Annotated in this window: 15 protein-coding genes; 4 read left to right on the plus strand and 11 right to left on the minus strand. The window is 44.3% G+C overall.

Annotated elements, in window-relative coordinates; genetic code table 11:
* Positions 1 to 12: 12 nt before the first annotated feature.
* Positions 13 to 2,127 carry a DNA topoisomerase IV subunit B gene (parE, locus tag ACSYSR_RS00525; protein ID WP_489816443.1) on the minus strand — a complete coding sequence of 705 codons (2,115 nt, stop codon included), beginning with the start codon at positions 2,125 to 2,127 and terminating at the stop codon, positions 13 to 15.
* Between the two features lie 274 nt (positions 2,128 to 2,401).
* Here parE and plsY point away from each other — a divergent pair, with 274 nt between their 5' ends.
* Entirely contained in the window at positions 2,402 to 3,016 is a 615-nt protein-coding gene (gene plsY, locus ACSYSR_RS00530; protein ID WP_489816442.1) for a glycerol-3-phosphate 1-O-acyltransferase PlsY, read from the plus strand.
* A 164-nt stretch (positions 3,017 to 3,180) separates the two neighbouring features.
* On the opposite strand, the gene ACSYSR_RS00535 is transcribed toward plsY, so the two are convergent.
* Entirely contained in the window at positions 3,181 to 5,427 is a 2,247-nt protein-coding gene (locus ACSYSR_RS00535) for a RelA/SpoT family protein (protein ID WP_489816441.1), read from the minus strand.
* Between the two features lie 402 nt (positions 5,428 to 5,829).
* On the opposite strand from ACSYSR_RS00535, the gene ACSYSR_RS00540 reads away from it, so the two are divergent.
* Positions 5,830 to 7,056: an MFS transporter gene (locus tag ACSYSR_RS00540; protein ID WP_489816440.1), complete on the plus strand. Its 1,227-nt coding sequence runs from the start codon at positions 5,830 to 5,832 to the stop codon at positions 7,054 to 7,056.
* A gap of 69 nt (positions 7,057 to 7,125) precedes the next feature.
* On the opposite strand, the gene ACSYSR_RS00545 is transcribed toward ACSYSR_RS00540, so the two are convergent.
* From ACSYSR_RS00545 to ACSYSR_RS00570, 6 genes are all read right to left on the minus strand, one after another.
* The gene (locus tag ACSYSR_RS00545) at positions 7,126 to 7,416 is read right to left on the minus strand and encodes a DUF7671 family protein (RefSeq protein WP_489816439.1); all 291 of its coding nucleotides are present in this window, start codon (positions 7,414 to 7,416) and stop codon (positions 7,126 to 7,128) included.
* Positions 7,403 to 9,937, minus strand: coding sequence for an ATP-binding protein (locus ACSYSR_RS00550; protein ID WP_489816438.1), 2,535 nt, complete (start codon positions 9,935 to 9,937; stop codon positions 7,403 to 7,405). Before ACSYSR_RS00550 ends, ACSYSR_RS00545 begins: the two co-directional genes overlap by 14 nt.
* Positions 9,918 to 10,997 (minus strand): carbamoyl phosphate synthase small subunit, encoded by a 1,080-nt coding sequence (locus ACSYSR_RS00555; protein ID WP_489816437.1) that lies wholly within the window; start codon positions 10,995 to 10,997, stop codon positions 9,918 to 9,920. Before ACSYSR_RS00555 ends, ACSYSR_RS00550 begins: the two co-directional genes overlap by 20 nt.
* A gap of 85 nt (positions 10,998 to 11,082) precedes the next feature.
* Entirely contained in the window at positions 11,083 to 11,610 is a 528-nt protein-coding gene (gene pyrR, locus ACSYSR_RS00560; RefSeq protein WP_047974823.1) for a bifunctional pyr operon transcriptional regulator/uracil phosphoribosyltransferase PyrR, read from the minus strand.
* A gap of 53 nt (positions 11,611 to 11,663) precedes the next feature.
* Complete coding sequence (locus ACSYSR_RS00565; RefSeq protein ID WP_489816436.1) at positions 11,664 to 12,590, minus strand: RluA family pseudouridine synthase; 927 nt, start codon at positions 12,588 to 12,590, stop codon at positions 11,664 to 11,666.
* Positions 12,591 to 12,968: an EbsA family protein gene (locus ACSYSR_RS00570; protein WP_489816435.1), complete on the minus strand. Its 378-nt coding sequence runs from the start codon at positions 12,966 to 12,968 to the stop codon at positions 12,591 to 12,593. It abuts the gene before it with no gap.
* 104 nt (positions 12,969 to 13,072) lie between these two features.
* On the opposite strand from ACSYSR_RS00570, the gene ACSYSR_RS00575 reads away from it, so the two are divergent.
* A complete protein-coding gene (locus tag ACSYSR_RS00575) occupies positions 13,073 to 13,459 on the plus strand; it encodes an RNase H family protein (protein WP_489816434.1) in 387 nt (128 codons plus the stop codon).
* Positions 13,460 to 13,543: 84 nt separating this feature from the next.
* On the opposite strand, the gene ACSYSR_RS00580 is transcribed toward ACSYSR_RS00575, so the two are convergent.
* The 3 genes from ACSYSR_RS00580 to ACSYSR_RS00590 all read right to left on the minus strand — a co-directional run bounded on the left by ACSYSR_RS00580 (position 13,544) and on the right by ACSYSR_RS00590 (position 24,432).
* The gene (locus ACSYSR_RS00580) at positions 13,544 to 14,068 is read right to left on the minus strand and encodes a GNAT family N-acetyltransferase (protein ID WP_489816433.1); all 525 of its coding nucleotides are present in this window, start codon (positions 14,066 to 14,068) and stop codon (positions 13,544 to 13,546) included.
* Between the two features lie 282 nt (positions 14,069 to 14,350).
* Entirely contained in the window at positions 14,351 to 23,020 is an 8,670-nt protein-coding gene (locus tag ACSYSR_RS00585; protein WP_489816432.1) for a hypothetical protein, read from the minus strand.
* A 272-nt stretch (positions 23,021 to 23,292) separates the two neighbouring features.
* On the minus strand, positions 23,293 to 24,432 hold the full coding sequence (locus ACSYSR_RS00590; protein WP_489816539.1) for a THUMP domain-containing class I SAM-dependent RNA methyltransferase: 1,140 nt from the start codon (positions 24,430 to 24,432) through the stop codon (positions 23,293 to 23,295).
* Between the two features lie 26 nt (positions 24,433 to 24,458).
* On the opposite strand from ACSYSR_RS00590, the gene ACSYSR_RS00595 reads away from it, so the two are divergent.
* Positions 24,459 to 24,755 carry a hypothetical protein gene (locus ACSYSR_RS00595; RefSeq protein WP_489816431.1) on the plus strand — a complete coding sequence of 99 codons (297 nt, stop codon included), beginning with the start codon at positions 24,459 to 24,461 and terminating at the stop codon, positions 24,753 to 24,755.
* Positions 24,756 to 24,814 lie beyond the last annotated feature (59 nt).

Genomic DNA, 24,814 nt, shown 5'->3' on the forward strand with positions numbered 1-24,814 from the left:
CTAAATTAGTTATTAAAACAAGTCTAAGTTCTCAACATGGTCTGCTGTTTTGCTTGCTTGGTCACCAGCCTTTTTTTTAGCTGCTTTTCCCTTAGCAACAATCACCTGGTCATTTTGTTCATCATCGGTACGATTATGACCAGCAATTGCCTGTTCGAAGACTTGGGCATTTGCTTCGTCACCACCGGCAACGTTATCCAAAATTGAGCCGTCTTCTTCCAGAGTAAACTGAACGTTGCTTTCAATCCATTGGCGCCGAGGGTCAACCTTATCACCCATCAACGTTGTGACCCGCTTTTCAGCCAAAACAGCGTCATCAATCTTAACCCGAATCAGTGTCCGCGATTCAGGGTCCATCGTTGTTTCCCAGAGTAATGGTGCATTCATTTCGCCCAAGCCCTTAAAACGAGTTAATTCGTACTTCACCTTAGCGGCTGCTGTGATTGTTGCCAATTCATCATTGGTCCACGCAAAAGAATCTTCCTTCTTGCCACGGTACTTCACTCGGTAAAGTGGTGGTAAGGCAATGTAGACACGCCCGGCCTCAATCAAAGGCCGCATGTACTTATAAAAGAAAGTCAGCAACAGGGTTTGAATGTGGGCCCCATCATCATCGGCATCGGTCATAATAATAATCTTATCAAAGGCCGCATTTTTAATATTAAAATCAGGGCCGACTCCGCCACCAATTGCATAAATCAGAGTCGAAAGTTCCTCATTTTTTAAGATGTCCGCCAATTTCGCCTTTTGGGTGTTTAAGACCTTACCACGCAAGGGCAAAATTGCCTGGAACTTACGATCCCGGCCTTGCTTAGCAGAGCCACCGGCCGAATCACCCTCAACTAAAAACAGTTCGTTCTTATCAGCGTTCTTTGACTGGGCTGGTGCTAACTTACCAGACAATAAACGGTCACGCTTACCTTTGGACTTACCTGTCCGGGATTCCTCACGGGCCTTACGAGCAGCTTCACGGGCTTCGCGAGCACGGAGTGCCTTACGGACAATCTTTTGACCAAAGTCACCGTTTTCCAGCAAAAAGCGCGACAGGGTTTCATTAACCACCCCATCCACAGCTGCCCGGGCCTCGGTTGTTCCTAATTTATCCTTTGTCTGTCCTTCAAATTGCAAAATTTCTTCTGGGACACGCAAAGAAATCACGGCCGACAATCCTTCTCTGACGTCTGAGCCTTCAAGGTTCTTATCCTTTTCCTTTAAGAGGTTAACCCGGCGGGCATACTCATTAAAGGCCTTAGTCCAGGCCGACCGAAAACCAACCTCGTGGGTTCCACCGTCCTGTGTCCGCACATTGTTAACAAAGGACAGCAGGGTTTCAGAGTAGCCATCATTATATTGGGCAGCAACGTCGACCAAAATACCATCAGCTGTTCCCTCAAAGGTCATCACTGGACCTAAGCCCTCTTTTTCCTCATTTAAAAACTGAACAAAAGACTGCAGACCATGGTCATAGTGGTAAACTTCTTCGCGAACGGGCGTTACCCGCTTATCGGTCAGGGTAAACTTGACCCCTGACATCAAAAAGGCCGACTCTCGTAGGCGTTCAGCCAAAGTATCAAACTTAAAGACAGTGGTTGAAAAAATGCTTGCGTCCGGTTTAAACGTCACCGTTGTCCCGGTATGGTCCTTAGTGGGGCCTAAATCAATCAGGGTGCCAACTGGGTGGCCCCCATTTTCAAAACTTTCTTCAAAGCGGTGGCCATCGCGAACGATTGTCACCTTCAGATGTTCCGACAAGGCGTTCACAACAGAGGAACCAACACCGTGCAGGCCACCAGAAGTGGCATAACCACCCTGGCCAAACTTTCCACCAGCATGGAGAACCGTCAAAATCACTTCGGGCGTTGGTTTTCCAGAAGAGTGCATTCCAACCGGCATGCCACGGCCAAAATCACGAACAGTAATGGCATTATTTTCTTCAATTGTCACCGCAATATCGTTTCCGAAGTTCCCTAGGGCCTCATCAACGGCGTTGTCAACAATTTCATACACCAAATGATGGAGTCCACGTCCATCAGTCGATCCGATATACATACCGGGGCGTTTCCGAACTGCCTCCAATCCTTCTAAAATTTTAATTGAATCTGAGTCGTAGTGTGTTTGCTTTGCCACGGTCTTCTTCCTTCTCGTCATTTCGTCTAAGATAATGTATTCTGTTCAGTTAAAACAAGTAATGCTATTATCTTAGACAATCAATAATTATCATAGATTAAAATTTACAAACTGACAATAGGAAAAAAGAAAAGTTCTAAAGCCTAAAAACCAACCAAATCCCACCCGTCCTTTTCCCCTAGGGTTTCTCAGAAAAATTTAACCAGGAAAAATAAAATCCTATGGTAAAATATAACGTGCTGTTTCTTTTTAGAAAAAAGGAGTTTTAAAAACTATGTTAAAAATCGCTTTCATCCTGGTCTTGGCCTATCTCTTAGGGTCAATGGTTCCAGGATATTGGTTAGGTAAGGTCTTTTACCATAAAGACATCCGAACCGAGGGCTCTGGTAACATCGGGACCACCAATGCCTTTCGAATTCTGGGCCCCGTTCCGGGAACGATTGTCTTATGTTTAGACATTCTTAAGGGCGCTTTGGCAGCGTCTTTGCCAGCACTCTTTGGCTGGCAGCACGTCAATGTGATGCTTGTTGGCCTTTTTGCTATCTTGGGACATACCTTCTCAATTTGGATTGGCTTCAAGGGTGGCAAGGCCGTGGCGGTGTCAGCCGGTGTCTTATCCGTTTATAATCCCCCACTCTTTTTGATGGTTTGTACCATCTTTGTTACCTGCCTAATTCTCTTCTCCATGGTTTCGGTGGCCTCCATGGTCGGCTTTACCTTCGCCACTTGCATGTCCGTCTTTTACTATCACGATTGGATTTTATCGATTGTCGCCATCACCTTAACGATTTTTGTCTTCTACCGCCACCGTAAAAACATCGGTCGCATCTTTACGGGAACAGAATCAACGATTCCCTTCGGCCTGGTTTACTGGTTAAAGGCCCGTTAAAAATCAGTTTCCCTTAGAACTAAAAGGACGCCCTGCTCAGTACATCAAGACTGGCAGGACGTCCTTTTAACGTCTAATCATTTAACTGATAAGTAGCTGAATCACAATAGCCATTGACTAAGAACCAGCGGCCTCGAAAACCAACCATAGCAACTAGCAGCACTTCAATGGATTGTTCGCTTCACATCATAAACCGAGTGATCTGCTAACAAAGCATCGATTATGCCATTCAATTGAGCTAAGTTCGCTACTCCAATTGATGCTTGAACCTGCACCATGCCCCCCTTGGTTACATGTCCGTTGATTTCTTTGATAAAGCGAGTCTTGGCATTCAAAGACCGCAAAATGGCATTCAAAATACCCGGTTCATTTTCGGCATGAATGGTTAAATCAGCAGTGTAATCTGGTCGTTGACCATTGACATCTGCCCAAATAACATCCACCAATCGCTGACCCTTTTGCTGAGCTGCATGAATGTTTGGACAATCAAAACGATGGACGGCAATGCCCCGCCCTTGGGAGATATAGCCCATCACGGGATCCCCCGGCACTGGTGTACAGCAACCAGACAAACGAACTAAAAGGTTATCAACTCCGGCAATGACCACGTCGGACTGCTTATCGCGGTCACGACTTTTTTGCTTCGGCACCTGAGGTTCCTTTTTAATAGCCTGGCCATCTTCCAATAAGCTTTTTTGCAGTTCTTCGGCATCCGCCGCCTCACGTTCTTCACGAACATGACGGGTCAGTTCCTTGGCAACTGCTAATCTTGAAATATCACCATAGCCAACAGCGGCCAACAAATCTTCACGAGTACCGGCCTGCATCGTTTCCGCCACGGCCGCAATTTGTTCATCGGTTACGAAATCAACTGGGTTAAAGTGCATTTCAAAAAGTGCACGTGAGATGGCTTCAAGGCCATTTTCAATATTATCGGCTCGGTCTTGCGACTTCAAGAAGTGCTTAATCTTGTGTCGCGCCTTACGCGTTGAAACCAAATCCAACCAGTCTCTTGAAGGACTCGCATTAGGGCCGGTCAAGATTTCCATAATGTCGCCATTTTGAATTTTGTAGTCCAATGGCACAATGCGGCCATTGGCCTTGGCCCCGGTCGTTTTAGTTCCCAAATTAGAGTGAATAGCAAAGGCCATGTCCAAAGGGCCGGCACCTTTTGGCAATTCATAAACATCGCCTGCGGGTGAAAAGGCATAAACCCGGTCAACGAAGAGATCGGCTTGAACCGAATCCATAAAGTCCTGGGCATCCGTTGCCGATTCCTGCAATTCCAAAATCCCCTGAATCACGTTCAAAGCCCGTTCGCTTTGGTCCTTGACATCGGCTGATTGGTTAGAAGTTCCGCCATGTTGCTTATAAGCCCAGTGGGCCGCAACCCCGAATTCAGCGACTTGGTGCATCGCATGGGTTCTGATTTGCACTTCCAAAGGTCTGCCAGAAGGACCAATCACCGTTGTATGCAACGACTGGTAGCCATTTGGCTTTGGCAAGGCAATATAATCCTTGAAACGTCCTGGAATTGGTGTCCAATGCGCATGAATGGCACCCAAAACGGCATAGGTATCAGGAATTGAGTTAGTTAAAACTCGAATAGCTGAAAGGTCATAAATTTCGCCAAAAGACTTATGTTTGTCAACTAATTTGCGATAAATTGAATAAATATGCTTTGGCCGTCCATAAACGACAACATTTTGCAAACCAAGGTCATGAATACTGTCTTCAATCTTATCAACAGCGATTTGGATGGCCTTTAACCGTTCCTCACGCTTCATATCCATTTGACCAGCAATTTGATGGTAGGCGTCTGGTTCCAAAACTGCCAAGGAAAGGTCTTCCAATTCCCATTTAATTGCCGAAATTCCAAGTCGGTCAGCCAAAGGCGCATAAATTGAAAGCGTCTCATGGGCAATCCGGCGTTGCTTATCAGGGCGCAAAGCATCGAGGGTGCGCATATTGTGCAACCGATCGGCTAATTTGACGATAATGACCCGAATATCCTTTGCCATTGCTAAAAGTAACTTGCGATGGTTTTCGGCAAGTTGAACCTTGGAATCCTGGTACTTAATTTTTGAAATTTTGGTCACACCATCGACAATACGGCCGACAACAGGATCAAAGTGCTCCGTCACATCTTCCAAACTAACTGGTGTGTCTTCTACAATATCATGCAAAAAACCAGCCACAATTGTTGCTTCATCCATCTTTAACTCGGCCAAAATACCAGCAACTTGGATTGGATGAATAATGTAAGGTTCGCCAGAATGACGCCTTTGTTGGGCATGCAAATTCTTAGCCCAATCATAGGCCGCTTGCACCTTGACAACCTGGTCATCCGGCATGTAAGCCCTGACCATTTCCATGACATCATTGGCAGTGTATTCCTTGTACTTGGTCATTGAAAAAGACCTTCCTTTAAATCAAGATTACCCAGCAGCGGCCTGAGTTAGCTAAATGAAAAAAAGAACAATAGCTGTCCTTCTTTTTGGAAACGTGTTTAGGTATTCCCTATTATAAAATACTTTAACCTGGCAAACAAGCCTTTAGCCAGGAATCCAAACGATTGACCTGCTTGCTACCACCAATTAAAATCAGCATCATAATCATGGCCCATAAAGCCAATGAAAACAGCACTTGTCGCTACTCGACGGTCCCCATTCCACTAATTTTCGAACATTTAAAATAGCAGTATCTTTACATTTTTCACGAAATCGTCATCTGCCTTTCGTGCAAGTCTTTTTAAAAAGGAGTAAACTACTAGATTAGCGGATTATCAATTTTGACAGTCAAGGAGGTAATATATGACTGAATCTGATCGAGAAACACCTGATCAAGCGATTAACTGGCAACGAAATATTTGGATTGTTTGGCTCGCCGTTTTTATGACCGGCGTCGCTTTTTCTGAAGTCTTGCCATTTATGCCCTTGTACATCGATACATTGGGCCACTTTTCCAAATCAGAATTAACTTTTTACTCCGGTGCGGCTTTTGCCATCAACTTTTTAGTGACCGCTGTCGTCTCACCCATTTGGGGGCGTGTCGCCGATAAAAAAGGCCGCAAATTAATGATGATGCGGGCCGCCCTTGGCCTGGCAATTTCTCTCTTTTTAATGGGTTTTGCCCAAAACGTCTTTGAACTACTGGCTTTGCGAGCTTTACAGGGGGCATTAGGTGGCTTTGTGTCAAATGCCAACGCCCTCATTGCCACCCAGACACCTAAGGAAAAAGTAGGTCGTTCATTAGGAATTATCGTCACTGGCTTTACTGGTGGCCAGTTAATTGGTCCACTTTTCGGTGGTGCCATGGCTTCGGTCGTTTCTTACCAAACGCTCTTCCATATTACTGGTTTGATTCTGTTAATCGTTTTCTTCTTTATTTGGTTCTTGGTCGAAGAACGGCCAGTTGCTACAGGTCAAGAAGAAAATCCTGTCATCAAGGTTAGTTGGAAGACACTCCCCAAAAAAACACTCTTGGTCTCCCTGTTCTTGACCACCATGTTGATTCAAACCGTCAATATGTCGATTAACCCTATCGTGTCCCTCTTTGTTCGCGAAGTCGTGCACAACCAGGGCAGCGTCACCTTTATCGCTGGAATCGTGGCCGCTATGCCTGGTTTGGCCACAGTGATCTTTGCCCCAGTCTTTGGTCGCTTGGGTGATAAAATTGGGACCAAGTACCTGATTCAAGCCGGTTTCGTCATGGCCGTCTTCGCTTTTATCCCAACAGCTTTCGTTACTTCCGTCATCGGATTAATCCTCCTACGTTTTGCGGTTGGCATTTCGGATTCGACAATGTTACCCGCCATTCAAACATTGTTAACCAAGAATTCACCGGCCGGCATGGTTTCTCGGATTTTCTCCTATAACCAATCCTTCCAAGCAGTTGGATCCGTAATGGGTCCAATGCTAGGAGCTGCTATCGCCAACATCTTTGATTACCGTGCCATCTTTATTGTTTCAGCGGGCATCGTTGCCATTAACGGCTTGCTTTTCTTCTTTAATGTCAACCGCAAGTATGACTTAAATTAACTTTTTTCAACCAGCAAAAAAGGCTGCCGAACCATTTTCGATTCAGTAGCCTTTTTATTGTCCTTCATTTTATTCTTGAAAATCAGCTGGGACAACCATCATTTCACTAGTAAACCGACCCATCGGCTGATAGTTGTGACGGTTTTTGAAAGCTAACGGTACCGTTTTAATTAAAACGACCTTCTGATTTTTTTCGGTCAAAAAGATTTGTCCAGGACCGACAACCTGACCTTTCGTGTGTTTACCGATTCGCCAGGGGTGCAGTTTTTGACCGTGTTTGACTTGGTAATCACCAGACTTACCCTCAGTGACCATTACCCCATAAAGGATTTCAGTTGGATACTGATTACTTTTGCCCATCGCTATTCTCGCTTTCATACGGGACTACCTTGGCGCCCATTTCAAAGCGAGTTAAATCAATAGCTTTATCGGGGTGCAAGTGTAAGTCAAAGTCTGTATTTTTTGCTGCCATCGCCAATTTAGCCGTTTCATGCTGGCCCTTAATAGCAGCTAGGTATTGGCGGTCAGCTTCATTTAGCTGCCCAACCCAAGCTCGCACAATCATCCGGCCCAATGGAATGCCCAAAGCCTTAGTCAGGTAAGCAATATGTCCGTATGGCATTGGCCGCAGCCAAGTATCCACGCGTAAGTCAGGCAAAGGAATTTTGCTGACCCAAGCATCCAAGTCGACGCGCCAAATAATTTGATACAGACCTGGACTCGCTAATACCAATCCATCCAGAAGAGCCGGATCAATCGCTTGGTCGAGAATGCGAACTTCACCAGGTCGGTGCTGCGTTACGACCAATGGGTGCTTTTCTTCGCCATCATAGAAGAAATTCAAGCTAAACTCTGATTGATGCTTCTCGGGTCCGCTCGGATGATGCTTTTCTTTCGGGAAAACAATCACGTGTTGACCCATTGCCTGCAATGCTTCAATCAATTTTTTACGATTACCTGGAACCAAAATAGCATGAGGTTGTTCCTTATCAACCACCGACATGACATCCGAAACTTCAAGAGGTTCCAAATACTGTTTATCTGACAGGTGTGGCAACAGAGTTGGATCCGCCGCATTGTTGTTCATGATAATCGTTTGATAATCCAATCGATGCAACTCGGACAGCGTCACGCTGGTCATATAACCAGCTGATGCCCCGTCCCCCATGCGAAAGGCCCCTGGCCCAATAATCAAAACCGACTGGGCGCAAATTGGTTCGGACTCATTTTCTTCTTCAAAGGTGGCAAAGAATTGCCGTGCATGCTCGGGAAATTCACCAGCAGATGGCTCCAAGGCCTTATAAGTTGGCTGGATATTATTTTGTCGCGCTAAGGTACGAATTGCTTGAAAATCAGTTTGCCAAAAACGGGCAATCAGGCCATCCGAAAGGCCAAATTTCTTCGCTCGTCGTAGTGCATCGGCATCAATTTTATCCTGGTCAACCGACCGCTCAATGTCGATTAGACGATTCAGTTGGTAAAAGTAAAACTCATCAATATTAGTTAATTCAGCCAGTTCATCGACTTCATAACCACGACGTAAGGCCTCAATTAAGAGCAAAACTCGGTTATCTTGCGGATGAATCAACTGTTGAATCAGTTCATCATCCGAGACATCGGCCATATATTTTGGGGAAAACGACCGGTTATTGAAGTGGGCCGAACGAATGGCCTTTTCCATCGCTTCCACAAATGTTCGACCAAATCCCAAAGCCGATCCAACTGATTTTTGCACTGAATTCAATTGACGATTAACTTTAATGCCCATCGCTTCCAGGTCACCAAAGGAGAAAACCGGCAACTTAACGACAATATGGTCCATCACCGGCTCCATAATAGCCGTTTTTTCATGGAAGGCATTTGGCAAATAGACCTCGGTAATTTTCTTGCCCATGGCCAGCTGCGCTGCTACCAGCATCACAGGATAACCAGTCATCACAGCCATCCGGTTCGCCAAATGATCAAGATAAGGCGAAACCTTAATTACATAAATTTCACCCGTCTTTTCATCAAGAGCAAACTGAACGTGTAACACACCACGAAGGCCAATTAAGTCAGCAATCGCAAAGGCTTGAATTCGCATTTGCTGCAAAATTTGATCGGAGACCGTCAAAACCGGCGCAACTGAGAGTGAGTCGGCCGTATGAATGCCAATTGGATCCATATCTTCAGAGGCTCCGACCTGAAGACAGTTACCATCACGGTCACGAACAACCAAGACAGAGACTTCTTTGAGACCATTAATTGCCTTAGCAATCAGCACCTCGTTAGTTAATGATTGACCCATGACCCGGTTAACAACGCGGTCAAAGTCATCCAAGCGCTCAACAATTTGTCTCGTCGTGCCCTGAACTGGGTTGTGTGCCCGAATGACCAAAGGCAATTCCAAATCGCGCAACATTTCATTCGCTTCTTCTTGGTTTTGCACCACGGCCGAGGCGGTAACACTTAGGCCTATTTCCTCAATTCGGTCAAAGAGTAAAGCCCCATCGTTAACCTCGTGCAGTTCGCTAGCCGCTAAACCAAGCGTTTGTGGCAAAACACCATCTGCTTCACGCCACTCAGAAACAACCTGGTCCCATAAACGCAACGCCCGCACACCACCAAAAAGCGGCATCACACCATCAATCTTTTGAGACTTAATAATTTTCTTTACGTTTTGGACAGTCAAAGTCCGCAAAAATCCGGTAGCCGCTGGTGATTCCAGGGCCAACGAATAGGGATTATCATCCAAAACTGTCACTGTATAACCAAGGCCATTTAAAATTGGCAAAACTTGGTAAATTGCGGCATCACTTTCGCCTTGGAGGCCAAAGTCTGTTTCGCCACCACCGATAAAAAGTACTTTTTTAACCGGCGTTTCAACTATTTTTTTGTACATAATCTGCTACCGTTTCAAAAAAGTCCGCAAAGATTCCGTTTGCTTCAAGAGGACCAGGTGCCCCATCCGGAAAGAATTGCACAGAAAAGGCTGGATTGTCGCGCAAACGAATTCCTTGGATTGATCCATCAACCAGATCGCGGTGGGTCACAAAGAGTTTCTTGCCATCTAGTGAATGCTCATCAATCACATAGCCACGCCCCTGCCGGGCATAAAAAAGCTGTTGCGAGATAATTTCTTGGATCGGATGATTCATACCATGGTATTCAGCCGGTAAGGCTTGAATTTCAGCCCCATTGGCCAATGCCAGGAGCTCGTGTCCAAGACCAAGACCTAACAAAGGCATTTTCGTCTGTAAGACTCGAATCAAAGTCAGGACCGAATCAGGCAAATCCTCGGGATTACCAGGACCAGTTGATAAAATAATACCATCGGGGTCCAGTGTCAACACTTCATCAACCGTTGTTGTATAGGGCAGGACCGTCACATTGGCATCGTAGTCACCAAGGACTCGCAGAATCCCGTGTTTTAAACCAAAATCAATCACAATAATGTGAAAACCATGGCCAGGGTTGGCATAGGCCTTCGGGGTAGCCGTGCTTTGAACCTGCTTGTTTGTCAACACGGTGGCCACCAACTGGTCAACTGCGTGGTCATCGACAACATCAACGATTGTCGCTTTTTGCGGGCCCGTTTCGCGAAGGTGGCGGATTAACTTACGCGTATCGACCTCATACAGTCCCGGAATATTATGATGCTGCAAAAAGCGGTCCAGGTTCATCCGCCGCTGCCGATTAGTGGATACTTCCGCCAAATCGTGAACAACTACACCACGAATTTTGGGTGTAGTCGACTCATAGGCCTCCGCATGAATGCCATCGGCGCCAACAACTGGCATCGCAAAGACAATCATTTGCCCATCATAAATTGGATTTGTAATTGTTTCCTGATAGCCGGAGGTAGCGGTATCAAAAATAATCTCGCCAAAGGTTGTCGCTGGTGCGCCAAAGCCTTGGCCAGAGAAAACCGTTCCATCCTCTAAAATTAGGTGCCGTTCCATACTTTTTCTCTCATTATCTACTATTTTCGAAAAAATCAGGTTCTCTCCAGCCCTGATTTTCAAAGGCACGACGAACTAACTTGTCCTAATGGACAATTTCAACCGAGTCTTCCCCATCAAATTCCTTGACTTTTACCTTAATTTTTTCATTTTGGGCAGTTGGGATGTTTTTACCAACGAAATCAGCCCGGATTGGCAATTCGCGGTGACCGCGGTCAACCAAAACTGCCAAAGCAATCGCCTGAGGACGTCCAATTTGAATCAAAGCATCCAAAGCAGCCCGAGTGGTCCGACCGGTAAAGAGCACGTCATCAACCAAGACAATGTTTTGATTGGCAATGTTGAGTTTTTCAGCTGGGTCCAAGCCCAAATCATCACCACTGTCCAGGTGATCATCACGGTAATTGGTGACATCAATCGCCATCACAGGAATTTGAACCTGTTCCAGTTGTTCCAAGCGGTCAGCAATCCGGTGGGCCAAGTACTCGCCACGAGTCTTAATCCCCACTAAAATGAGATTTTGACCACCCTTATTCCGTTCCAAAATTTCGTAAGTGATGCGAGTCAATGCTCGTTGCATCGAATCCTGGTCTAACACTACTTTATTTGCCATGTTTCGTCCTTTCTGTCGGGCCTATTAACACGATTAACTGATTTTTTCACCGATTATAAACCTTGGTTTTCACGCAATTCTTGCAATACCTGGTCAAACAGAGCCGGTAGTGCTGAATCAAATCGGAGTTCTTCTTGTGTCTTTGGTTGGGTCAGCACAAGCGTTTTTGCGTGAAGAAGCTGACCTGGTAATTTGATATTAAAAATCTTGTCCTGGTGACCATAAACACTATCGCCAACAACGGGATGACCAATGTAAGCCAGGTGCACCCGAATTTGATGCGTTCGACCGGTCTCTAATGCTAATTCTAACAGTGTATAACCGCCAAAACGCTCAATCACCTTGAAATGAGTCACGGCCTCACGGCCATCTCCAATCACGGCTTGTTTCTTACGATCCTTAGGATGACGACCGATTGGTGCATCAATCGTTCCTTCATTTTCCTCAAAGTTGCCCTTGACCAACGCATAGTAAATTCTTTGCGTTTTATGAGCCTTTAATTCAGCAGCTAAGGCATGGTGGGCTTGGTCATTTTTGGCCACCATCAGCAAACCAGAGGTATCACGATCAATCCGGTGAACAATACCAGGACGGAATTCACCGTTAATTGTTGATAAGGGGGCATGGTAGAGTAAAGCGTTCACCAGGGTTCCCCCAGAATGGCCTGGCGCTGGGTGGACAACCATCCCTTGCGGCTTATTCACAACCAATAAATCATCGTCTTCGTATACAATATCAAGGGGAATATTTTCTGCCTCAAGTGCCGTTTCTTTCACCGCTGGCGGGTTAATGCTAATAACATCGCCCTTCTTGACCACATAAGACCGTTTCACGGCTTGATGATTGACTAATACGAGTCCTGCTTTAATCCAGTTAGCCAGTGTTGACCGCGAATATGGTAGTTTTGCCTGTCCCAAAACGGCATCTAATCGGCCCTGTTCTTGATCAATTGTCAATGTGACCAGTGTTGTTTCAGCCATTTAGGCCATTCCTTTCAGCGCTTGCGCCATTCTCTTCGAAAGGTGATAGGCCCGTGGCCGACCGCCAATGACAATAATGAGTGCCTTTTGGTCAAAAAACCAATTAACTGCTGAGTCATTCAGGTTAATGACTTGTTTTTTCATCATCCAGGCACTACTAATCGTTAAGGTTTGATTTTCAAGTATGACTTTGCGTCCCAAAAAAGTCCATAGGCCAATCAAAATCATAAAAATGGTATAGGTTACCCACCACCAATTAATATTATAGAAAAGCTCACTAGCCCAAATAGGACTAATGATTAAAACGGATAGCCACATAATCCAAGCAATATTGGACCAGTCTGCCTTCGGTTGGTAAAAACCGCGAATAATACGCATGAAACGTTCTCCTTGTTCCGTATCTAAACATCTATTATTTTACCATTTACTGGTGCATTCTGGTATTGTTAGAATTGAAGAAAAGTCCCAGAAAGGATAAAAATGTGATTCGTTTAGCAATCGATGCTGCTTTCCAAAAGGACAGCCACCATGCCAGTGCTGGTCTTGTTCTCGTTCAAAATGGTCAACAATACCAAAAAAAAGTTCGCTTAGCGGACTGTGAGGATAACCACCAAGCTGAATTTTTAGCTTTACTTTGGGCAATTAAATCAGAATTAGCCATCCTCCAAGCCAGCCAACTTGTTGAAATCGTTTCGGATTCAAAAATTTTAGTCAGTTCCATGCAAAAAGGCTATGCCAAACACTACCAAAAAGAAGTCGATTTAATTTTAGCCCTCTTACCCAATCCTGATTTAACCTTTTACACATGGGTTGCAGATCGAAAAAATCAGGGGCCCCACCATCTGGCCCTCCAGGCCCTACAAGATTAAGGACACTATTAGTTTAAAAAAGTGAATTTAAGCCAAGATTATAGCTCAAAAAAACCGCCAATCAGCTGATTGACGGCTTTTTCTTTAATCATTAATAAGTAGTTGGTAGGCAAAACGCTTTGTTGAAATATGTTCTGCTTCAAGCATATCAACTGAACCACGCTTTTCAAAGCCATTATTGGCAATCACCTTTTGCATAGGGAGATTCCCCGGATGGGTATCGATGCGAAAATCGCGGGCACCCCGTGCATAAAAGAATGAAATTAACGCCGTGAAAAAACGTGGTGTTAGTCGCTGGCCACGGAACTTATCCGACATCGCTACCCGATGGAGTGAGGCATAGTCGTGTTCGTGACCACTATCGGCCCAACTACCCTCTTTAATATCCGTGTAGAGTGGATCTTCCCCTTCAAAGGCAGCAGCGTATCCTGCCACCTCATCACCGACTACTAAGACAAAACCCTGTTGCGCATCCAAATCAGCTTGGATTGTCGCTTCATTCGGGTAATCGGATTGCCACTGGTCAATCCCCTGCTCCTTTAAATAACCTTTGGCGGTCTGCAAAATCGCAACGATTTCAGAGACATCACGAGCCTGTGCTCGTCGCATAAATACTGCTGGCATATGCGTAATATCGCGTACTAATATCAGTACGCTACTCCTTTCCAAATGTCATCAGGCATCAATTATAGCACAACAAATTTGGAAATAAAGTCTCTGAAAACAGATTTCTTGATGAATTTTTGCATGAACATTGCTAAACAAAAAAGCTCGATTACTCTGTGACTAATCGAGCTTTTCTGTCCGGCTCCTCAAAAGACTTTTTCATTCAAAAACACAAATTTCAATCTAATTGCGTGAATTTTTTAATTTTATCGCAAACTGTGCCAATTACCCAATGTCATCGGGCTGTTTTTTGGTCAAACCAAATCCTGTTAAGACAGCTAACCAAACGGTCAAAATAAGTGCTTTCACCGACTGACGATTATTCACCTGCTGATTCGTTTGTGGTAAAACGCTAACCAAATTGGACTGGCTGAAGCTGCTACCAATTTCATTATTTGGAACTGGTAAGTCATTGTTATGAATCACCGGCTCCTGCTTTTGCAGGCTTTCACTGACATTGGTTTTTGTATCGTTATTTTCTGGAAAACCAAGGGGCAACTGTTTAGTTTGAGCAGTGACTTTTGTTTCTTCAACTGGCTGCAGCACTGAGGAAACCGGCTTTTGATCATTCCTTTTCACCAATGCCACCATGCTTTTCTTAGAGCTGCCTATTAGGTCGGCTGCTATCACCACTCCGCCAACTCTAGTGACCTTAGTGCCATCTTTAACAGGACTAATAGCCAACTTGGTGAGAGGAACCTTAGAATTAGTAGTTGCTTTAATCGCATCCAAAATAGCCTTTACAGTCTCATCAAGGTCTTGTTGGTTTTTTGCCTGGCTAATTTGCTGGTGCGCATGTGCAAGTATTTTTTGTAGTTGAGCCATAGCTGCTTCCTGTTCTTGTTGATTGGCCTTCAGGGCTGCTCCAATGGTTGCTTGCTGCTTGTCACCTGCCTGATCAACTTGTTGCTCAGCTGCCTGAATTGCTGCTTGATCCGGGCGCTTTTCAGTCGCCACTGGTAGCGTTAAAGTATTCATCATCTGCCAGAATTTTGTTAATTGCTCAGCTAAATCCTGGACAGTCTTTGCCTGGACGACTGCTTGGTGAGCCTGCGCTAAGATGGCCCGTAACTGAGTGACAAGAGTTTGATAGGTTAATTTAACTGGTCTTGGTAGCAAGTCAATTTCCGCCTGCTTCTTTGCACCAGCCCAGTCAATTTGACGATGTGCTTGTTCCCGTATTTCACGCTCAAGCGTTAATGCGCTTGGCGCGGCAATCGAGACCAAGTCAGCCAAAGTTTCTCCCTGAATCTGATCAACTGCAGTATTCGTCTTGGCACCATTCAGCCGTTTCTTAGCAATAGTAATCACCTGATCAATGCGGTTTATTTGTTGCTGCAAATTAACCGGATCAACATTTTCAATCGCATTAAACTGCTCCTTCAAACCATCTCCAACAACTTGGATTACACTTTCAGCACGGTTAACTTCATTAACATCAATTGTCTGGAAAGAACGTAGCAGATTTGGTTGATTAACCGTTCCAATAGCCTCCAAGGCACTCTGTTTAATCGCTATCAGACCAGCATTCACCACAGCTTCATCTAATTTTTGCTTGGCCCGTTGAACGATTCGATCAATCGTGGCGGCTTGCTTTGCTACTGACTTAGCATCGACACCTAGCAACTTTTCAAAAATCTGTTTTTGCTCATTTGCTTTTTGGTGAAGATTATCTTTAGCTTTCTGCCGATCTGCCTTCGTCGGCTGCCGGAAAACCCATTGTATTTGTGGTGATTGAACCTTCTGAATCGCGTTCTTAATGCTTTGAACCACTTCCTTTAATTGGCGATGATTCTTGGCCAAGTTAATCGCCACCAGACCATCCTGGACAGCCCGGCTCACTACTTGCTGTTGCTGAGATAACGCGGTTGGATCGACGCCTATAATTTGCCCAAAGTCCTGCATCCGGTTTTCCCCTGTCGCAGTTACATCTTGGCTCGCAGTTTGAATTTCATCTTTATTAACCGCTTGATCCTGCCAATTTTGCTGTGGCTGTTTTATATGGTTGACATCCTGCACCGCCTTGTTGAGAAGTACATGCAGATCGTGAACAGTTTCTACCTGATCAACTAAAGCCGAGTAACGCTGCACTATGTCCGCTAACAGTTCCTTTTGTATCATCAAACTTGATTGATCGACACCATCCAATTTTGCAAAATAATCAACCTTTTCTTTAGCTGCTAACAGTAATGTCTGCTTCGCATCTACTTTTTGATTTGCCCTAGCTAAACGGTATTCTGAGGCGATACTTGGCTGGGCTACTGACTGTATATCAGCTAAACTTTGCTTAACTGCTGCATCAAATTGATAGCGTACTTTGGCCTGCTGCATTAATGACTGGCCTGTCCGCAAAACATCAGCTAGTTGTTCCAACTGCTGTTTCAAGCTCTGCTGATCAACGTGCTCGATGGCCCAAAAATCTGCCCGCTTTGACTGGCTAACAGCGGTAATTTTTTGCTCTGCCACGGCTCGCTCCCGGTCTGTCACTAGTTGATAAGCCGATAGCAAAACTGGATCGGCAACTAAATCAATCTTAGCCAACACCTGCTTTTGTACCGTCGTTAACTCTTGATTCACCTTAACTTGAGCTAAGTTCTTGTTGACTTGATCAAGGATGTGATCAATTTGCTGTTGCTGTTGCTCGAGGCTATCTGGGTCAACCTGGGCAATCTTAGCAAATCGTTCCTGCTTAGCACGGCCATATTGAATCAACATCTTTTCAATATCGATTTTATCAGCCGCACTAACTGGTTGATAAGCCAACTTTAACGTTGGTTCGGCTACTTGACCCAAAGCACCTAATCCTGCTTGCAGAGCGGTATGCAACTGTCCTTGGTTTTCAACCGCTGACAGCATCAAAACTGCTGCCTTTCGAGCAGCTTTTAAAGCCGCCATTTGGCCCTTGTAACTATTAGGAACCACATTTTGCAGGCCAACAAAATATTTTTGTTTTTTCAAAAAGGCCTGATTGACAATGGCCAATGCTTGCTTCCGGTCAGCTTTGACAACTGGCCGGAATTCTACTTGAATAACCGGTTGGGCGACGTCTTGAATCCCCTGCAATCCAGTCACAAAGGCCCGGTTTAAATCAAACTTCGTCTTAGCCTCGGCAACTAAGTCCTTTGCTTGTGCCAAGGCTTGATCAATAGCCTGCTGTTGTTGGCTGAAACTTTCTTGGTCAACATGGACAATCGCAGTAAACTGGTCCTTTTTCAAAGTAGCTTGATGTACCAGAATATCATCAAAAGCGGCTTTCTCATCCTGACTAACTGGTTGAAAAAGCGGGTGTAAGCCAGGTTGACTGATACGGGTAATCGCTTGCTCAGCATGGCTAAGCACCTGATTCAATGCCCCCTTCGTCGTCGCTTCGTCAATACTTTTTTTGCCTTGCTCACTAGCTTGGTTCAATAACTGCAATTGCTGGGTCAGGCTAGTTTGATCCACATGATTAATTTGACGGAAGGATTGTTGACACTTAGCCACAATCTGATTCAAATAATCCTTAGCCAACTTTTTGTCTGTAATTGAGGCTGGCTGAAGTTCTTCCAGAACATGTGGTGGTGCAATTTGACGAATTGCTGCCAGTCCCTGTTGGCAAGCAGTTTTCAGTTCCCCATCAGTCCGGGACTGATCGACGCTGTGATTGGCAAGTGCTTGCTCTTGGTCAACTAAAAGTTGCTGTTGGGCCAAACTTTCAGGATCAACTCCCACCAAAGCTGCAAATTTTTGTTTTTGATTCTCAGCGGCAATTTTCAATTGATTCTTGGCATCTGCTTGATCACTGACTTCAACTTGACGGTAACCAATTGTCTTCAGCGGATCAGCCACTTGATCAAAGTGCATTAATGTTGTCGCCAATTTTTGACGAAGGTCCTTCTTGTTTTTCGCACCTAACAGCAATTCCTGACCATTCGTTCTATTTTTTTCAATCAAGCTGACCTGCAGTGACAAATTCACTGGATCAACATGATCAATAGCTGTAAAAGTAGCTTTTTTGTTATTAGCTGCTTGATTTAGGACAAGAAAGGCTTGGTTTCGATCAGCTAAAGTGACTGGTTGGTAATCAAATTCTAATACTGGCCCGGCAACCTTAGCAAGCAACTCGAAGCCAGTCTTGACCGCCCGTTCGACTTCTCCTTGAACCGCTGCTCGAATAATGGCTAGCTGCGTTTGTGCAACGGTTTTTTGTACTGCTTCCACTTGCCGTTGAACACTCTTTTGTTCGCCGTGCTTGACAGCAAAAATAGCTTGTTTTTTAGCCTGACCAGCATAATTAATCGCCTGTTGTGCTAAATAACGGTTCATATCAGTAACCGGTTGGTAGTCTTTTTGAATTGACGGCTTTTTAACCCTTTGAATACGGTCAAGGTTAGTCGCCAAAGTCTTTCGGAAGCTGGCATTGGTTTTTGCTTGTTGCAATTCCTGTAATCCTGTTGCTAAAACCGAGTCAAGAACTAATTTCTGAGCCTCTAATCTCTCTTGATCAACATGGTTAATGGCTGCAAAATCAGCTTTTTTCTCTGTACAAGCATTTTGCAAGGTCCGTTGACCCAACAGGCGTTCTTCTGACGTAACCGGCTGGTATTGATTTAAAATTTTTGGCACTGCAACTAAATTAAGCGCCTTAGCTCCTTTATTGTAGGCATTCCGGATGTCTTTTTGAATCATTGATTGATTCAATTCGATTGTCGTGGCTTTCATAATGGTGTCTAACAGTTGCATTTGCTTAACCAAACTCATTGGATCAACATGCAAAATCTGCTTAAACTGCTTCTGCTTAGCTGAAACAATGTCTAAAAGTTTGCTATAAGCCTGACTCACAGCCTGAACATTGACCTCTTGGTAATCAAATTCCACCACTGGTTTGGCGACCGCCCTCACTGCGGTTAATGCCTGCTCGCTAGCCTTAGCAAAATCTCCCTTTGTCTTTGCTTGGTTAATCAATTGAGTTCCGGCTTTGAGAACCTCATCTAGAACCGACAGTTGTTGGTCCAGACTTTTTTGATCAACATGAGCAATTTTTTTGAAAGAGTCACGCTGACGTTGAGCTGCTTGCTCTAAGAAGGCAACTGATTGAGTTTTCTCAGCTGCTGTTACCTTCTGCAGTTCTCTTTGAATTGTTGGCTTGGCAACCGCGCGAATAGATTGGCAGATTCCTTGAAAACTCTGCTCAAATTCGCGGTTAGTTTCTGCCTGTTTTAATTGCACGATACCATTCGAAATTACCCGCTCCAATTCAGCTTGCTGTTTTGCCAGACTTCTTTGATCAACACCAATAATTTGATTGAAGAACTCGCTTTTTTCTTGCCCAATCTGTTGCAAAACCGCAAGCGCGTGACGAACGTCATTTGGACTAACTGGCTGATAATCAATCAACTTAGCTGGATTAGCGACCGCATTGATTTCTTTGAACGCGTTAACCATTATGCTAACTAGTTCCCGGTTTGTTTGAGCCTGCTGCAAAGAAATCATTGCTTTTTTCACTAGTTGATCAACAAAGTTGATCTGCTGATTTAAACTATCAGGTTCAACGTGCACTACTTTCTTAAAAAGTTGCTTTTTTTGTTGACCAGCAGCTGCCACTGCATCAATGGCACGTTGACGATCAGTTGCTGCAACTGCTTGAAATTCTTTGATTAGCTGTGGCTGTGCAACCCCGTCAATTGCCCGCAATGCTCTGTCGAGTGCTTGCTGCAATTCTCGCTTAATTTGTGCTGCACGGATAGCCATTAAGCCCCGGTTAATTTCCTCAGTCACCAACTTCTCTTGTCTGCGCAGACTCACTGAGTCTGTATGGGCAATTTCGCGAAACCGTTTTTTGGTCCCCCACCCCTTTTCTTGAAGAGCCACAACTGCAATCTTTACTTCATCAGGACTGACTGGTTGATAATCAATTTGCAATTCAGGCTTGGCCACATCATCAATGGCCTGTAGGCCATCCGCCAATGACCGAGCTAAGTCAGCTACTGTTTGAGCTTGACTGACCTGTTGCCGATAAACGGTTACCTCATGGTCAACCCTTTTTTCTTGTTCGTGTAAACTTTGTTGGTTAACATGAACAATCGCAGCAAATTCCTGTTTCTTTTTTTGCCCAGCCTGTACCAAAGTCAACCGAGCGTCCTCCTTGCTGGCTTGACTGACAAAAATTGCTCGCAATGCTTCGAGATTTCGTAGTAAAACACGACGCACTGCTGGCACATCGGGCGCAAGACCAATCTCATTCTTTCCAGTCTGAGCAACTACTCCTACCTTGGCGAGCAAAGTTCGCTTTTGCTCTTGATTAAGCCTCTGGGCATTATTAATGCCGACCTTCGTTGAAAGTGCCTCTTGGTCAAGCTGTTGGTAAGCTAAATCACGATTTGTATTGAGTAATGCTGGAGCCAATGGTTGGTTTTGCGTTGCCTGATTTTGAATGACCATTAATTGGTCAAGGTGGTCTTTTTGCACCAGCTGAATTTCAGTAGTTGTTTGACCTTGGTCTAATTTCTGGTTGGCATCACTTACCACTGTTTGAATTTTTTGACCATAGTCAGCAGTCACTTGATCCAATAATTTTGGTTTCAAATGCTGAATCAAACTAAAGAGGTATTCTCCCTGCTTTTTGATTGTGGCAAAAGCAGCGCGCCGCTGACTATCTAGCGGTGATTGCTGGTCGAGATTTTCCTGAAAAACCGTTAATTGTGTTGGCCTCAATGGAATTGTTTCACCGTTGTTCAATGTCATTTCGCCGTGATAGTAAACCGTAAATGGACGATTATAAATAGCGAAATCCTGCCGGCTAGTTTTTTGACCCGCCGGATCCACTGACCGTACCAAACGGATCGATTGTACATTTTTGCTGGGGTGAAAACCCTGATCATCGAGCAACACCTGGTGATCAAAATAGTCAATTACTCGGTCAAACCGCCCTGCTTGATCATAAAAATTTTGCCCATTCGACAATTTGATAACGCGGTGGTCAAGGTCTTGACCAGGAAGAACTTGTTCTTGGTGTAGAACTTCTGCCCATTCTTCAGAATGCCCAGCTACTTTCTTTGTATTCAAAACTTTTTCTTTATCAAAGAGTGAAATATAGGCCCGCCATGTTGGTACCTTTGATAAAGGTAACGGATGGACGGTTTTTTGATCGGCCCGTCGCAGTGCGATATCACGACCCAAATCCCCATTTTCACCATAATCATGGCTCGAGCGAGCAAGCATATCATTACTATCCATTAGGTTTAAAGACAGAAAAGCATGACCAGATTCTTGTGGGGGTAGCTGGTGTCGCGTCAAAATTTTATATGGACTATCGTCAGCATAAAGCTCCATATCCGCCAGCTGTTGCTGGTGTTGACCATCGGCATTGTAACGTTTTTTCATTTCTTGACTACTCATATTACCGGAGTAACGGTTTAAATCGAAGTTCAAGTAGCCATAAGCGCTACCCTGAATATTGCCAGCCCATGACAGTGTTTCCATAAAGAACTTCGTCAGTAAAATTTTTGCCTCAGTCACCGCACCGCTATAGTGATTCAATTCATCACCTCGAACCAGTAAGTAGAGTGCATTGGGATCCTCTTGATCGTTGACCTTGGTTGCTTTTGGGTAAATTGTAATTGGATAAAACGGGCTATCTGAATTTTTAAAGGACAAATTAGTGCCGTATTTTTCATTTAGCTGACTAACTGTATTCCCTAAGACCAAATCGACAATAGAACCAATATTCCCACTAACTGGCAAGCCCAAACCTTGCGACAAAATTTTGCTCAACCCTGGGATCGTACTGACTAACCGGTCAATGCCTAATGTTGCATTAAAATTCATTTCCGCCGCAAAACGGCTACTGTCTAAGTTAAGGGTCTTCAGAAATTCATTTGGATCAACACCAGCTGGTACCGCTACACGTAAGTAAACTCCGTATTGACCCTGGTCGTAGTTATTTGTCAACTTATCATGAACCATACCAACACTGAGAACATTGGCAACGGCACTGAGGGTTGCCTGCAACATTTTATAATAACGTTCCGGATTTAAAGATGATTCATTTGAAGAATAAATATTGGCTGTTAATGGCATGCCGCCACCCAAGACAAGAGCATTTTGATTTGGGAAATAACTCGTTCTCGATGCTTTCTGCTCTTCACCAAGTAATGACCTGACTTGATCCGTTAATTTTTGGGTATATGAGTCATCAACCATTAATCGCATTTGGGAAACATTCGAGTAGTCATTTTTAGCACTGCCCAAGCCCAGTAACGAATTGTCTGGTTCACCAAAAATCATCTGGCCAGCTTTAGCAATGTGACGCTGGTCACTGTCTAACACGGCATCTCCACCGCCATTTAAATTCGGTTCGCTTGTTTTTAAAGATCTGACTAATTTTTCATAAGCATCAGTTGTTTGCTCATACAATGAAAGTAATGGCTGCTTGGCTAAATTAGTTTCTCCTAAGTCCTTTTCCTGATCTTTTGTATTGGATGGCTTTTGGTTCTGCTCTGGTCCTTGTTTATCTGACTCCAGTTCTATCTTATCCGTACTCTTTGTCGTAGCGGTTGCCCCTAAGGTTCTTCCCGGACCCTGGTGACGACTCTCAGGACGACGTTGATCAAAGAGAAAATTAGTATGATCATCATTACCTTCAGCAGGCTCTTGGTTCTTTTGATTACTTTCTGTTCCGGAAACATTCATCCCCAAGTCAGCTTGATTCCAATCCTTCTTGGCAGCTTCCGGATACTTTTTTTGCTCCCGATTGTCATTGACTTGAATATTTTGTGCCGTCCGAACTTCTGCAGCATGGCCGTTAATTTGGTAATGGCCATCTACCACAGTTAAAACACTCGAAACGAAGATAGTCGATGCTACCAACCAGGCGTGCCGCGATTGATAGATTGTATACTTGTTATTGATATCCATTATTTGCTATTCCTTTACTTTATTTGCTTTTATTACAATTTGATTATATAAGCAGTTTGTATAAAATACAAATTAATAAAAGAAAGCGTTTTCTTTTAAAATATTAAAACAAAACTTTTGTTATCGTCTTGTTGGCATCCATAGTTAAGGAAGTCAGGAACTTAATTTTTATTTTTTATTAATTTAAATGAAGAAAATTAAAAAATAACAACAAAAAAAGATTGTCATCTGACAATCTTTTTCACGGATTCTTTATTCTGATTTGGAATACTCTACTTTTTTTCAGCTTTCTTAGCCCAATACTGGAAGTAATCAACCCGCAACTGCCCGTTAAACAGTTTGCGCTTTTTCGTTGCTTTTTGGCCAAACACTTTTTCAAATGATAAATCAGAAGTTAAAATATACTTCGACCAGTAAGGCAAACGACTATAAACCGCTCCCATTTGCTGATAGAGACCCTCGGCTTCTTCGAGTTCCCCGAGTCGTTGACCGTATGGTGGGTTTGCTACTAAGACACCACGCTCTTCTTTTGTTTGCCAATCACCAGCAGCAAGGGTTTCAAAAGTAATGTCTTGCGACAAACCGGCATGCTTAGCGTTTTCTTGGGCAATTTTAACCATTCTCGGATCAATATCATAGCCGAAAATATTCAATGGCGTGTCGTAATCGGCCTGTTCTTCGGCCTCATCCCGAATCGTATCCGAAAGGCTATGATCAAACCAATCCATCTTTTCGATATCAAAGTCACGAGTCAGACCTGGTGCTAAGTTACGACCAATCAAAGCAGCCTCAATTGGAATTGTTCCAGAACCACAGGTTGGATCGACAAGGGGCAAGTCCTTCTTCCAATTGGTCAGGAGCACTAAGGCCGCTGCAAAGTTTTCCTTCAACGGTGCCGGTCCCTTTTCAACTCGGTAACCACGCTTAAAAAGCGACGGTCCGGTTGTATCCAAAGTCAACATGACTTCATCTTTAGTCACCATAACTTCCAATTGTGCAAAAAAGCCGGTTTCTGGCAGACGAGTTCGAACGTGAAAGGCTTCCTGCAAGCGGGAGACAATCGCTTTTTTCGTAATTGACTGGACATCTGGCACCGAGTGCAAGGCTGATTTTTGTGAACGACCGGCGACAGGAAATTCCGAATCATAATTGAGGTAATCTTCCATTGGCAAAGCTTTGATCCCCTCGAAAAGATCATCAAAAGTTGTCGCATGAAAGGAACCAATCACAATTTTCACTCGGTCGGCGGTCCGGAGCCATAAATTAGCCCGTAAAATATCGGCCTGAGTCCCTTCAAAGAAAACTCGGTAATTTTCAACCTGAACATCAAAGCCCAGGTCTTTTAATTCTTGGCCTAAGACGGACTCTAAGCCCGCTGCAACTGTTGCCATTAAACGATATTTCTTTTCCATCATTTTCCTTTTATAATATAAATACTATGATAATCAGTGAATTCTTTGCCCTGACAACTTACCTACCAAATCAAACCGAAGTGTTTGGCCAAGTCAAAGACGACCGCGACCAAATCAGGCCCTTAACGCAATTACGCTTTTTCAACCAACAAAGCGAAGTCGCCTTCGTTGCTGGGAAAAAACCACTGACGCTTGGACAATTGCAAACGAGACTGAGTCAAGTCAGCCCAAAAACAAAACTTGTTTGTCTGGTCGACCAGACTGGTCCCAGGCCACTATTAGGCTTTCACCAGGATAACCTCGGTCGCTTAATTTTACAATAAAACCGACCGATTCTCAGCCTGTCCATTCGTTTTCAACCATTTAGAGGTCATCTAACTTA

This window comes from Fructobacillus sp. ESL1096, from assembly GCF_058511985.1.

What these genes read in the sequence shown, in the direction of transcription:
- ACSYSR_RS00590 (WP_489816539.1), bottom strand. Translation starts at nt 24,432, where the DNA reads ATGGAAAAGAAATATCGTTTAATGGCAACAGTTGCAGCGGGCTTAGAG.
- ACSYSR_RS00540 (WP_489816440.1), top strand. Translation starts at nt 5,830, where the DNA reads ATGACTGAATCTGATCGAGAAACACCTGATCAAGCGATTAACTGGCAA.
- ACSYSR_RS00595 (WP_489816431.1), top strand. Translation starts at nt 24,459, where the DNA reads ATGATAATCAGTGAATTCTTTGCCCTGACAACTTACCTACCAAATCAA.
- plsY (WP_489816442.1), top strand. Translation starts at nt 2,402, where the DNA reads ATGTTAAAAATCGCTTTCATCCTGGTCTTGGCCTATCTCTTAGGGTCA.
- ACSYSR_RS00550 (WP_489816438.1), bottom strand. Translation starts at nt 9,937, where the DNA reads ATGTACAAAAAAATAGTTGAAACGCCGGTTAAAAAAGTACTTTTTATC.
- pyrR (WP_047974823.1), bottom strand. Translation starts at nt 11,610, where the DNA reads ATGGCAAATAAAGTAGTGTTAGACCAGGATTCGATGCAACGAGCATTG.
- ACSYSR_RS00535 (WP_489816441.1), bottom strand. Translation starts at nt 5,427, where the DNA reads ATGACCAAGTACAAGGAATACACTGCCAATGATGTCATGGAAATGGTC.
- ACSYSR_RS00585 (WP_489816432.1), bottom strand. Translation starts at nt 23,020, where the DNA reads ATGGATATCAATAACAAGTATACAATCTATCAATCGCGGCACGCCTGG.
- ACSYSR_RS00555 (WP_489816437.1), bottom strand. Translation starts at nt 10,997, where the DNA reads ATGGAACGGCACCTAATTTTAGAGGATGGAACGGTTTTCTCTGGCCAA.
- ACSYSR_RS00545 (WP_489816439.1), bottom strand. Translation starts at nt 7,416, where the DNA reads ATGGGCAAAAGTAATCAGTATCCAACTGAAATCCTTTATGGGGTAATG.
- ACSYSR_RS00570 (WP_489816435.1), bottom strand. Translation starts at nt 12,968, where the DNA reads ATGCGTATTATTCGCGGTTTTTACCAACCGAAGGCAGACTGGTCCAAT.
- ACSYSR_RS00580 (WP_489816433.1), bottom strand. Translation starts at nt 14,068, where the DNA reads ATGCGACGAGCACAGGCTCGTGATGTCTCTGAAATCGTTGCGATTTTG.
- ACSYSR_RS00565 (WP_489816436.1), bottom strand. Translation starts at nt 12,590, where the DNA reads ATGGCTGAAACAACACTGGTCACATTGACAATTGATCAAGAACAGGGC.